At 69.6% G+C, this 11,120-nt stretch carries 12 protein-coding genes; 7 read left to right on the top strand and 5 right to left on the bottom strand.

Features of this window, described 5'->3' with window-relative positions:
* Positions 1-171 precede the first annotated feature (171 nt).
* The 4 genes from L0P92_RS08155 to L0P92_RS08140 form a co-directional block, all read right to left on the bottom strand.
* Positions 172-414 (bottom strand): hypothetical protein, encoded by a 243-nt coding sequence (locus L0P92_RS08155; RefSeq protein ID WP_234761825.1) that lies wholly within the window; start codon positions 412-414, stop codon positions 172-174.
* A gap of 585 nt (positions 415-999) precedes the next feature.
* A complete protein-coding gene (locus L0P92_RS08150) occupies positions 1,000-2,457 on the bottom strand; it encodes a catalase (RefSeq protein ID WP_234761824.1) in 1,458 nt (485 codons plus the stop codon).
* A 225-nt stretch (positions 2,458-2,682) separates the two neighbouring features.
* Positions 2,683-3,573 carry a 2-hydroxy-3-oxopropionate reductase gene (locus L0P92_RS08145; protein ID WP_234761823.1) on the bottom strand — a complete coding sequence of 297 codons (891 nt, stop codon included), beginning with the start codon at positions 3,571-3,573 and terminating at the stop codon, positions 2,683-2,685.
* A gap of 143 nt (positions 3,574-3,716) precedes the next feature.
* The gene (locus L0P92_RS08140) at positions 3,717-4,574 is read right to left on the bottom strand and encodes a TIM barrel protein (RefSeq protein ID WP_234761822.1); all 858 of its coding nucleotides are present in this window, start codon (positions 4,572-4,574) and stop codon (positions 3,717-3,719) included.
* A 133-nt stretch (positions 4,575-4,707) separates the two neighbouring features.
* On the opposite strand from L0P92_RS08140, the gene L0P92_RS08135 reads away from it, so the two are divergent.
* The 7 genes from L0P92_RS08135 (at position 4,708) to L0P92_RS08105 (ending at position 10,493) form a co-directional block, all read left to right on the top strand.
* On the top strand, positions 4,708-4,959 hold the full coding sequence (locus L0P92_RS08135) for a YkoF family thiamine-binding protein (RefSeq protein WP_234761821.1): 252 nt from the start codon (positions 4,708-4,710) through the stop codon (positions 4,957-4,959).
* Positions 4,956-5,324, top strand: coding sequence for a helix-turn-helix domain-containing protein (locus L0P92_RS08130; protein ID WP_217207345.1), 369 nt, complete (start codon positions 4,956-4,958; stop codon positions 5,322-5,324). The genes L0P92_RS08135 and L0P92_RS08130 overlap by 4 nt, the downstream gene beginning before the upstream one ends.
* A gap of 135 nt (positions 5,325-5,459) precedes the next feature.
* A complete protein-coding gene (gene uraD / locus L0P92_RS08125; protein WP_234761820.1) occupies positions 5,460-5,969 on the top strand; it encodes a 2-oxo-4-hydroxy-4-carboxy-5-ureidoimidazoline decarboxylase in 510 nt (169 codons plus the stop codon).
* A gap of 83 nt (positions 5,970-6,052) precedes the next feature.
* Positions 6,053-6,445 carry a hydroxyisourate hydrolase gene (uraH, locus tag L0P92_RS08120; protein WP_234761819.1) on the top strand — a complete coding sequence of 131 codons (393 nt, stop codon included), beginning with the start codon at positions 6,053-6,055 and terminating at the stop codon, positions 6,443-6,445.
* Between the two features lie 5 nt (positions 6,446-6,450).
* Positions 6,451-7,374, top strand: coding sequence for a factor-independent urate hydroxylase (gene pucL, locus L0P92_RS08115; protein WP_234761818.1), 924 nt, complete (start codon positions 6,451-6,453; stop codon positions 7,372-7,374).
* Positions 7,375-7,492: 118 nt separating this feature from the next.
* Complete coding sequence (locus tag L0P92_RS08110; protein ID WP_234761817.1) at positions 7,493-8,872, top strand: 8-oxoguanine deaminase; 1,380 nt, start codon at positions 7,493-7,495, stop codon at positions 8,870-8,872.
* A 271-nt stretch (positions 8,873-9,143) separates the two neighbouring features.
* Positions 9,144-10,493: a nucleobase:cation symporter-2 family protein gene (locus L0P92_RS08105; RefSeq protein ID WP_234761829.1), complete on the top strand. Its 1,350-nt coding sequence runs from the start codon at positions 9,144-9,146 to the stop codon at positions 10,491-10,493.
* Here the strand turns inward: L0P92_RS08105 and L0P92_RS08100 are convergent.
* Positions 10,456-11,061: a 3'-5' exonuclease gene (locus L0P92_RS08100; RefSeq protein ID WP_234761816.1), complete on the bottom strand. Its 606-nt coding sequence runs from the start codon at positions 11,059-11,061 to the stop codon at positions 10,456-10,458. The genes L0P92_RS08105 and L0P92_RS08100 overlap by 38 nt on opposite strands.
* Positions 11,062-11,120 lie beyond the last annotated feature (59 nt).

Below are 11,120 nucleotides of genomic sequence, written 5' to 3'. Positions count from 1 at the left end.
GCCCTGTGCGGGCACATTCTCGTCACACGAGGCCCGCCGCCCCCGTGTCGGCGGGCCTCGTGTGACGAGAATGTGCCCGCACAGGGCGGTGGTTGAAGCCCCTTGAACGAGGTTCAGAGGTTGATTTGAGGTTTGCGTAGGAGGCCTACGTCGCCAGAAGTGCGTGCGCGCTCACGGCGAATCGTGGTGCTCGGACAGTCCCGGCCAGTCGTCGGGGCCGCCGCCCTGCCAGTCGATGAGGTCGCTCGCCGCCACGTCGGTGACGTACAGGTCGGCCAGGCGCAGGATCTCGCTGACGTCGTCCACGTGCGTGGCGACGCCGAGGGTCTCGTCGCCCTCGGTGACCCGGCGTGAGCCGTCCAGCGCGGGCGGGTGGACCACCACGTGCGGATGTTCGGTCGGATGTGCTGCCATGCCCCCAGCGTCCTGCGGACGGCCCGCTCGCGCACCCCGGACGCCGAAGAGCGCCGGGTACGGGGACCGTCCGTACCCGGCGCTCTTCAGCCGGTGAGGTATGCGGTTGTGGCCGTCCGACGGTGCGAGGCTGGGCGCGACAGGACATTCGCGCCGCCGGACGGGGTCTGGGGGCCCGGTCGGGCTAGGTCGTGTCCGCAAAGTCCCGCCTGCCCCGCGACGCCTGGCACGTGCTCTCGCCGCACCGCGCGAAAGCCCACGTACAACCAGTACGAGGGCTTCCGCGCGGCACGCCGAGAGCACGCACCAGACGCCGCGAGGCCCGCCCTCCGGGCGGACGACGGGACTTTGCGGACACGACCTAGGGACCGCGGCGGCGACGACGGAACGGGGGGCTCCTTCCCTCTGGTCGAGAAGGAGGCCCGGACCTTCACCACCGCACTGGCTCGCACGCCGCCGCGGTCCTCACGTCGCCCGCGCCCCCTCACCGGTCGACCACCCCTCATCCGGGTCGATCGGCGGTGTGGCGCGGGCGGTGCGTCCGGCTTCTGACCTCCCGTCAGGAGACGGACGCAGCCTGGGGGTTCAGTCCTCGCGCAGGGCGCGGACCGCCTCCTCCACGCGCTTGCCGTACTCGGGGTCGGCGGCGTGGAAGTGGGCCAGGTTCTTCTCGATCACGTCGTCGCGGGAGACCTGGGACAGGCCGCCGGCGATGTTCGCGATGAGACGGGACTTCTCCTCGGCGGACATCAGGCGGTACAGCTCGCCGGCCTGGAAGAAGTCGTCGTCCTTGGTGTGCAGCGGGGCCTCGTGGGTGCCGGCGTGGCCGGTCACCGCGAGCGGGGCCGACAGGGGGCGGCCGGTCTCCACCGGGCCGTCGTAGGAGTTCGGCTCGTAGTTCTTCGCGCCGCGGCCCTGGGAGTTGGTCGCCATGAGGCCGTCCCGGCCGTAGTTCTGGGCCGTGGTCGCCTTGGGGGCGTTCACCGCCAGCTGGGTGTGGTTGACGCCCAGGCGGTAGCGGTGCGCGTCCGCGTACGCGAACAGGCGGCCCTGGAGCATCTTGTCGGGGGAGGGGCCGATGCCGGAGACGAAGTTGTTCGGGGAGAACGCGGCCTGCTCGACCTCGGCGAAGACGTTGTCCGGGTTGCGGTCCAGGACCAGCCGGCCCACGCGCTGCAGCGGGTAGTCCTTGTGCGGCCAGACCTTGGTGAGGTCGAACGGGTTGAAGCGGTAGTCGGCCGCCTCGGCCGCCGGCATGAGCTGGACGTACAGCGTCCAGGACGGGTGCACGCCCCGCTCGATGGCCTGCAGCAGGTCCGTCTGGTGGGAGTTGGGGTCCTTGCCCGCGAGCTCGGCACCCTGCTCGGCGCTCAGGCAGCGGACGCCCTGGTTGGTCTTGAAGTGGTACTTGACGAAGAAGGCCTCGCCGTCGGCGTTGGTCCACTGATAGGTGTGCGAGCCGTAGCCGTTCATGTGGCGGTACGACGCCGGGATGCCGCGGTCGCCCATCAGCCAGGTCACCTGGTGCGTGGCCTCGGGGGCGTGCGCCCAGAAGTCCCAGACATTGTCCGGCTCCTGACGGCCCGTGAACGGGTCGCGCTTCTGCGAGTGGATGAAGTCGGGGAACTTGATCGGGTCCTTGATGAAGAACACCGGGGTGTTGTTCCCGACGAGGTCGTAATTGCCCTCCGCCGTATAGAACTTGACCGCGAATCCGCGCGGGTCACGCACCGCGTCCGCGCCGCCGAGGCTGTCGGCCACGGTCGAGAAACGCAGGAACACCTCGGTCCGCTTGCCCACCGCGCTCAGGAAGTCGGCGTGGGTGAAGCCGGTGACGTCGTCGGTCACCTCGAAGTGGCCGTACGCGCCCGAGCCCCGGGCGTGCACCACGCGCTCCGGGATGCGCTCGCGGTTGAAGCGCGCCAGCTTCTCCAGCAGGTGCTGGTCCTGGAGGAGGAGCGGGCCGCCGACGCCGGCGGAGGCGGAGTTCTGGTTGTCGGCGACCGGGGCGCCGGCCTCGGTCGTGAGCACGCGCTTCGACATCGTGGACCTTCCGTGCGGTGGCACTTCCGTGCTGGTGGCAGCGGAAAACTCTTTCCGCTTGGTGGAGCCTAGAAGTGAGGGAATCTGAACGTCAACAGTTTGTTGAAGTTGTTTGCAGCGGTTGATTCCGGGCGGCGTCCCCGCCTGGGCGCGACAGGACAGGTGTCAGCGAAGGCGCCGCCCGGAAGTCTCAGGGTGGGGTCGGACCTGGTCGGTCGAACCAGGTCAGACCTGGGCGCCGGAGAGGCGCTCCACGGCCCGCAGCAGGGCCGAGTGGTCCAGTCCGCCGTCGCCCTGCGCGCGCAGGGCCGCGACCAGCTGGGCGACCACGGCACCGACCGGAAGGGCGGCGCCGACGTTGCGGGCGGCGTCCGTGACGATGCCCATGTCCTTGTGGTGCAGGTCGATGCGGAAGCCGGGCTTGAAGTCGCGGTTGAGGAAGTTGTCCTTCTTCCGCGTCAGCACGGTCGAGCCGGCCAGGCCGCCGTTGAGGACGTCCAGGGCGGCCGTCAGGTCCACGCCGGACTTCTCCAGGAAGACCACTGCCTCGGCGCACGCCTGGATGTTCACGGCGACGATCAGCTGGTTGGCCGCCTTCACGGTCTGACCCGAGCCGTGCGGACCGCACAGCACGATGGTCTTGCCGAGCGCTTCGAGGATCGGCTTCGCGGCGTCGAAGTCGGCCTGCTCGCCACCGACCATGATCGACAGTACGGCCTCGATGGCACCGGCCTCACCGCCGGACACGGGGGCGTCCAGCACGCGGATGCCCTTGTCCTTGGCGGCCTTCGCCAGGTCGACCGAGGTCTGCGGGGTGATCGAGGACATGTCGATCAGCAGCGCCCCGGACCTCGCGTTCTCCAGGATGCCGTCGGGGCCGTAGGAGATGGCCTCGACCTGCGGGGAGGCCGGCACCATCGTGATGACGACGTCGGCGTCCTTCACGGCCTCGGCGATCGAGGCGGCGGCCGTACCGCCGGCGGCGGCCAGCCGGTCCAGCTTGTCCTGCTCCAGCGTGAAGCCGGTGACCTGGTAGCCCGCCTTGATCAGGTTCTCGGACATGGGGGAGCCCATGATGCCGAGGCCTATCCATGCGATCTTGGGGAGGTTGCTCATGATGGGGGTACCTCTCTGAACTGCTGTGGTGCGTCTACGAATTGACGCCGGACTGCTTCTGTCGGCCCGTCCGGCGTTTGAGGACGAGGCCCGAAGGGCCGAAGCGGGGGTCCGGGGGCGGCAGCCCGCCGGAGGCGGTGCCGTCAGCGGGCGGCGCGCTGCTCGGCAGGCAGCCAGCCGAAGGCCTCCGCGCTCGGACGGTCGCCCGGCTTGTACTCCAGGCCGACCCAGCCCTCGTAGCCCGCCTTCTTCAGCTGGTCCAACAGGTCCTCCAGCGGCAGCGCCCCCGTGCCGGGCGCGCCACGGCCCGGGTTGTCGGCGATCTGCACATGGCCGGTCTTCGCGGCGTACTGCTCGATCACCGCCGGCAGGTCCTCGCCGTTCATGGACAGGTGGTACAGGTCCATGAGGAACTTCGCGTTGCCAAGGCCCGTCGCCTCGTTGACCTTGTCGACGATGCCGACGCCGGCCGGGGCGCTCACCAGCGGGTACAGCGGCGACTCCGGCTTGTTCAGCGTCTCGATCAGCAGGATCGCGCCGATGCGGTCGGCCGCCCGGGCCGCGAGGACCAGGTTCTCCAGCGCGAGCGCGTCCTGCTCGGCCGGGTCCACGCCCTCGACGCGGTTGCCGTACAGGGCGTTGAGCGCCTTGCAGCCGAGCGACTGGGCGAAGTCCGCCACCACGTCGATGTTGGCGCGGAACTTCTCCGATTCCTCGCCCGGTACCGACAGGGCGCCGCGGTCGGGCCCCGGCAGCCGGCCGGCGTAGAAGTTCAGCCCGGTGAGCTGGACGCCCGCGTCCTGGATGGCCTTCCTCAGGGCGTCGAGCTCGGACTGCTCGGGGGTGGGGGAGTCGACCCAGGGCCACCACAGCTCGACCGCGGTGAAGCCGGCCGCGGCGGCGGCCGCGGGACGCTCCAGGAGCGGGAGTTCCGTGAAGAGGATCGACAGGTTGACGTTGAAGCGCTGCTCTGCGGCTGTGCTCGATTCAAAACCTGGCATCACCGGCGCTCCCTTCCGTGTCGAGATTCCGTATTGCGGAAGTTACTTTCTACGTACTGGAAGATTGCCGTTGTGTGTCCCGGCTTGTCAAGAGGGCTCGGCGGAAGGCGGTACCGCGCGTTAGGTTGACCGCGTGCGATTGAGAGTGGAGTTCACGACCGAGCCCTTCGATCTCGACGAGGCGCCCGCGCACGCGCTGGCCGCCCGCGAGGTCATCGAGGCGGCCGCGCTCGACGCGGTCGACGTCGGTCCGTTCGGCAACACGGCGGAGGGCGGTGCCGACACCGTGCTCACCGCCGTGGACGCCCTGCTGCGCAGAAGTCTGGAGGCCGGGGCCACCCGGATCTCCCTCCAGCTCAACGTGGTCGGGGAGGGCGATCAGTGACCGGCGCCGGGGACGAGCCCTTCATCGCGGCCGTGAAGCCGCTGGTCGACGCCATGGGCGGCGAGATACTCCCGCCCGACGAGGCCGGCCCCGAGGACGTCGTGCTCTCCTGGGCGGGCGCCGACGTCGTCGCCGTACGTCTGCCCCAGCTCGCCGACTCCCTCGATCACATCCTGGCCGCCATGGAGCGCAGGAAGGGCAGGCCGCTCGCCGACCTGGACCGCAAGGCCAAGCAGGAGGTCGTGCGGATACTGGAGGCGCGGGGCGCCTTCTCCGTGCGGCACGGCGTGGAGACCGTGGCGAGCGCGCTCGGGGTGAGCCGCTTCACGGTCTACAACTATCTGAACCGGGACAAGAACGCCTGAAGCGGTGCGGCGGGAGATCCGCCCGGTTTCGGCACCGCGAATTTTCAACAAAGTGTTGACGTCTCGTCGTCGTAGGGCGTTAGCTATCGGCACGCCCGTTCAGTACGAAGGCCCTGCGCGGCCACGGAGGCTCCCGTGACGTCGAAATCCACGCCCCCGGGCCTGGCCCGGTTCAACGCCCTGGAGGAGCACGCGGCGTTCGCCGCGCTCCACGAGGCGTGCGCCTCCACGGCCTGGGCGAAGCGGCTGCTCGCCGCCCGTCCCTACGCCACGGCCGACGACCTCTACGAGGCCAGTGACGCCGCCATGGCCGAGCTGACCGCCGAGGACCTCGCCGAGGCCATGGCCGGGCACCCGCCGATCGGCCGCCCCAAGCCGGGCGACCCGACCTCCGCCCGGGAGCAGCGCGGCATGGCCGGCGCCTCCGAGGAGCTCAAGGAGGAGATGCTCGAACTCAACCTGGCCTACCAGGACCGGTTCGGCCATGTCTTCCTGATCTGCGCCACCGGCCGGACCGGCGAGCAGATGCGCGACGCGGTCAAGGAGCGGATCGGCAACTCGCCGGAGCAGGAGCGGGAGATCGTCCGCACCGAGCTGGGCAAGATCAACCGTATCCGGCTCGCCCGGCTCGTCGACGAAGACTGATCTTCGACGAAAACCGGTCTTCGAGGAAGACCGATCTCCGAGGAAGACCGATCTCCGAGGAAGACCGAAGAGGACGCCTGACCATGAGCACCAGCACCACCGCCTCCGTGTCCACCCACATCCTGGACACCAGCGTCGGCCGCCCCGCCGAGGCCGTCGCCGTACAGCTCTCCGCCCGCTCGGGCCGGGACGCGGACTGGCAGAGGCTCGGCGGCTCCGCGACCGACGCGGACGGGCGGTGCAAGGACCTCCCGGCGCTGCCGGAGGGGACCACACACGTACGGCTCGACTTCGCCGTCGAGCCGTATTTCGAGAAGAAGCAAGCCGATGCGCAGCAGGACGCCCCCGCGAATCGGGACAGCGGTGCCGTGTTCTTCCCCGAGGTGGCGATCACCTTCGCCGTGGTACCCGGGGAGCACTACCACGTACCGCTGCTGCTCAACCCGTTCGGCTACTCCGTTTACCGAGGGAGCTAGCAGACATGCCCACGATCCTGGGACAGAACCAGTACGGCAAGGCCGAGAACCGAGTCGTAAAGATCACGCGGGACGGCGCCACCCACCACATCAAGGACCTGAACGTCTCGGTCGCCCTCTCCGGCGACATGGAGGAGGTCCACTATTCCGGCTCCAACGCCAACGTCCTGCCGACCGACACCACCAAGAACACGGTGTACGCGTTCGCCAAGGAGTACGGCATCGAGTCCGCCGAGCAGTTCGGCATCCACCTCGCCCGTCACTTCGTCAGCTCGCAGGAGCCGATCCACCAGGCCCGGATCCGGATCGAGGAGTACGCCTGGGAGCGGATCGAGGCCTCCGACGCCAACTCGCAGTTCATCGGCGCCGACGAGGTCAAGCACTCCTTCGTCCGCAAGGGCCAGGAGACCCGGCTCACGCAGATCACCTACGACGGTGAGAAGTGGGAGGTCGTCTCGGGCCTGAAGGACCTCGTCGTGATGAACTCGACCAACTCCGAGTTCTGGGGCTACGTCAAGGACAAGTACACGACGCTCAAGGAGGCCTACGACCGCATCCTGGCCACCCAGGTCTCCGGCCGCTGGCGGTTCAACTGGACCGACGACGAGCAGCGGATGCCCAACTGGGAGAAGTCCTACGAGCAGACCAAGAAGCACATGCTCCAGGCCTTCGCCGAGACGTACTCGCTCTCCCTCCAGCAGACGCTGTACCAGATGGGTTCGCGGATCATCAACAACCGAAGCGAGATCGACGAGGTCCGCTTCTCGCTGCCGAACAAGCACCACTTCCTCGTCGACCTGGAGCCCTTCGGGCTGAAGAACGACAACGAGGTGTACTTCGCCGCCGACCGCCCCTACGGCCTGATCGAGGCCACCATCCTGCGGGACGGCTGCGAGGCGAGGATCCCGACGGACCTCACCAACCTCTGATCCATCCCCTCTCGGCACCCGTGACCGGGGAACCCGCCTCCCCGGTCACGGCACTCAAACTCCCGGGTCCTGCCGTGCCCTCTCCGTTGAGCACAACACCGTGAAAAAGGGGCGAACCATGGCAGCACCCCAGCGCATCGTCATCGAGAACTGTTCGATCGCGACCGTGGACGCGCAGGACACCGAGCACGCCACGGGCCATCTCGTCATCGCGGACAACCGCATCGAGTCGCTCGGCGCCGGCAAGGCCCCCGAGGGCCTGGAAAACGTCGTACGCCGTATCGACGCCACCGGGCACCTGGTCACCCCCGGCCTGGTCAACACCCACCACCACTTCTACCAGTGGATCACCCGGGGTCTGGCCACGGACCACAACCTCTTCGACTGGCTGGTCGCCCTCTACCCGACCTGGGCGCGCATCGACGAGCCGATGGTGCGCGCGGCCGCGCAGGGCTCGCTGGCGATGATGGCCCGCGGTGGCGTGACCACCGCCATGGACCACCACTACGTCCACCCGAAGGGCTCCGGCGACCTCTCCGGCGCCATCATCGGCGCCGCCCGTGACATGGGCGTCCGCTTCACGCTCGCCCGCGGCTCCATGGACCGCAGCGAGAAGGACGGCGGACTGCCGCCGGACTTCGCCGTCGAGACCCTCGAAGACGCGCTCGCCGGGACCGAGGAGACCGTCAGGCAGCACCACGACGCCTCCTTCGACGCGATGACCCAGGTCGCCGTCGCCCCCTGCTCCCCCTTCTCCATCTCCACCGAGCTCCTCCGGCAGGGCGCCGAGCTGGCCCGCCGCCTCGGCGTGCGCATGCACACCCACGGTTCGGAGACCGTGGAGGAGGAGAAGTTCTGCCACGAGCTGTTCGGCATGGGCCCGACCGACTACTTCGAGTCCACCGGCTGGCTCGGCGAGGACGTGTGGATGGCGCACTGCGTCCACATGAACGACTCCGACATCGCCGCCTTCGCCCGCACGAAGACCGGCGTCGCCCACTGCCCCTCCTCCAACGCCCGCCTCGCCGCCGGTATCGCCCGCGTCCCCGACATGCTCGCGGCCGGCATCCCGGTCGGCCTCGGCGTCGACGGCACCGCCTCCAACGAGTCCGGCGAACTGCACACCGAACTGCGCAACGCGCTCCTCATCAACCGCCTCGGCGCCCACCGCGAGGCCGCCCTGAACGCCCGCCAGGCGCTGCGGCTCGGCACCTACGGCGGCGCCCAGGTCCTCGGCCGCGCCGCCGAGATCGGCTCGCTGGAGCCGGGCAAGCTGGCCGACCTCGTGCTGTGGAAGCTGGACACCCTCGCCCACGCCTCCATCGCCGACCCGGTGACCGCGCTGGTCTTCGGCGCCGCGGCCCCGGTCACGGCGTCGTTCGTCGACGGCCGGCAGATCGTGGAGCACGGACGGCTCCTCACGGTCGACGAGGACGCCGTCGCCCGCTCGACGCGGGACGAGGCACGGCGGCTGGCGCGGATCGCCGGGCAGGACTGACCGGCCCAAGATCTCCGGTCGGGAGGGACGGCTCCCGACCGGTGGCCGTGGACCCGAGCGGGGTCCATGGCGGCCGTCTCCGGGGCGCGCGTGAACGCGCGCGCCCCGGAACGGTCACCGTTTCCCCCAGGACGGACCGTCCCCGGTCCCGCACGACCGTATGCACCACCTCCTTGAACCCCACGTCAGAGCCGACGTGCAACCGACCGGAGGAGAGCCAGTGTCCGCTCAGTCCGTTCATCCCGTCGACGAGAAACTCCCCGCCCTGAAAATGGCGACCACCGGCCTGCAGCATGTGGCCGCCATGTACGCGGGAGTCGTCGCCCCACCCCTGATCGTCGGCGCGGCCATAGGCCTCTCCCCGACCGACCTGACCTTCCTCACCGGCGCCTGCCTGTTCACCGCGGGCCTCGCCACCTTCCTGCAGACCCTCGGCATCTGGAAGATCGGTGCCCGGCTGCCGTTCGTCAACGGCGTCACCTTCGCCGGCGTCGCCCCCATGACCGCGATCGTCGCCTCCACCCAGGACAAGTCCGACGCCCTGCCGATCATCTTCGGCGCGGTCATCGTCGCCGGCCTCCTCGGCTTCCTCGCCGCCCCCTTCTTCAGCAAGGCGGTGCGCTTCTTCCCACCGGTGGTGACGGGCACGGTCATCACGCTGATCGGCATCTCCCTGCTGCCGGTCGCCTTCGGCTGGGCGCAGGGCCCCGACCCGGCCGCGCACGACTACGGCTCGGCGACGAACCTGGGCCTGGCCGGCGGAACCCTGCTGATCGTGCTGCTCCTGCGCCGCTTCACCACGGGCTTCGTCAAGCAGATCGCCGTACTCCTCGGCCTGGTCGTGGGCACACTGCTCGCGATCCCGTTCGGCGTCACGGACTTCGGCCCGGTGGCCGACGCGGACGTCATCGGCTTCCCGACCCCGTTCCACTTCGGTGCCCCGCAGTTCCAGCTCGCCGCGATCGTCTCGCTGTGCGTGGTGATGGTGGTGTCGATGACCGAGTCGACGGCCGACATGCTGGCCCTGGGCGAGATCGTCGACCGCCCGGCCGACGAGAAGACCATCGCGGCTGGCCTGCGCGCCGACACCCTCGGCTCGGCGATCAGCCCGCTGTTCAACGGCTTCATGTGCAGCGCCTTCGCGCAGAACATCGGCCTGGTCGCGATGACGAAGATCCGCAGCCGGTACGTCGTCGCCGTGGGCGGCGGCTTCCTGGTGCTGATGGGCCTGTGCCCGATGGCGGCCTCGCTGATCGCGGTCGTACCGCGTCCGGTGCTCGGCGGCGCGGGCGTCGTCCTCTTCGGCTCGGTCGCCGCGAGCGGCATCCAGACCCTTGTGCGGGCCGGCCTCGACAAGGACAACAACGTCCTGATCGTCGCCGTCTCGCTCGCCGTCGGCATCGTCCCGATCACGGCGCCGGAGTTCTACCACGCCTTCCCGGAGACGGCACGGATCGTCCTCGACTCCGGCATCTCGACGGGCTGCGTCGCCGCGGTCCTGCTGAACCTGGTCTTCAACCACCTGGGCAACGGCGGCCGCGACGCCCATGACGTGACCCACCCGATGGAGGCCGGAGAGGAGATCACCGGGACGACGTCCCGGGCCCCCGCCACTCCATGAGGTGGGCGAACAACTCGGCCTGCTCGACGGCGTCGTCCAGCGCATGGTGCGTGTGACGGCGCCTCGACAGCAGTTCGCGCGGCATCGTGCCCTTGGCCACGGCCCGCAGCGGCAGCCCGGCCTTGGCGGCGTACAACGTCTTCATGTCCAGGCAGCCGGAGTGCCCGAAGGGGCTCGCCCCGGTGAAGCGGATCAGGTACCAGTACAGGAACGTCCAGTCGTACGACGCCGGATAGCCGCACATCACCGGCTGCGCGCCGTCGCCGACCTCACGCACCCAGCGGGTGAACTGGACCAGCGCCAAGGCGGGGTCGAGGCCCTCCCGGCCGAGGCGCTCCCGGTCCAGCCCGCTGACGGCCAGCGCCTCCGGCACGAACTCCTCGCTGATCGGGCGCAGTTCACGGTAGAAGGTGTGGCGCTCCGGGTCCGCGGCGGTGAATCCGTCGGCGTCCTGCACACCGGCGACCGCCGCGCCGAGGCTCAGCATCGAGTACGGACCCGGGATCGGGCCGTCGGCCTCGATGTCCACGGAGATGTAGAGGCTGGGTTTCACACGTCGTGCGGCCATGGACCGGGAGCTTCCCAGGTGGTCGTGGCCTTCCGCATCCGAATTCCGCTTAGGCTTCT

The organism is Streptomyces muensis, from assembly GCF_021474425.1.
Classification (GTDB): Bacteria; Actinomycetota; Actinomycetes; order Streptomycetales; family Streptomycetaceae; genus Streptomyces; species Streptomyces muensis.
Note: the sequence above shows the minus strand (reverse complement) of the source record. Positions and strands in the feature narration are given on the sequence as shown.

Bases quoted from the DNA above. Each gene is read 5' to 3' on its own strand.
- L0P92_RS08155 (WP_234761825.1), bottom strand. From the start codon at position 414: ATGGCAGCACATCCGACCGAACATCCGCACGTGGTGGTCCACCCGCCC.
- uraH (WP_234761819.1), top strand. From the start codon at position 6,053: ATGAGCACCAGCACCACCGCCTCCGTGTCCACCCACATCCTGGACACC.
- L0P92_RS08100 (WP_234761816.1), bottom strand. From the start codon at position 11,061: ATGGCCGCACGACGTGTGAAACCCAGCCTCTACATCTCCGTGGACATC.
- L0P92_RS08150 (WP_234761824.1), bottom strand. From the start codon at position 2,457: ATGTCGAAGCGCGTGCTCACGACCGAGGCCGGCGCCCCGGTCGCCGAC.
- L0P92_RS08140 (WP_234761822.1), bottom strand. From the start codon at position 4,574: ATGCCAGGTTTTGAATCGAGCACAGCCGCAGAGCAGCGCTTCAACGTC.
- pucL (WP_234761818.1), top strand. From the start codon at position 6,451: ATGCCCACGATCCTGGGACAGAACCAGTACGGCAAGGCCGAGAACCGA.
- L0P92_RS08145 (WP_234761823.1), bottom strand. From the start codon at position 3,573: ATGAGCAACCTCCCCAAGATCGCATGGATAGGCCTCGGCATCATGGGC.
- L0P92_RS08110 (WP_234761817.1), top strand. From the start codon at position 7,493: ATGGCAGCACCCCAGCGCATCGTCATCGAGAACTGTTCGATCGCGACC.
- L0P92_RS08105 (WP_234761829.1), top strand. From the start codon at position 9,144: ATGGCGACCACCGGCCTGCAGCATGTGGCCGCCATGTACGCGGGAGTC.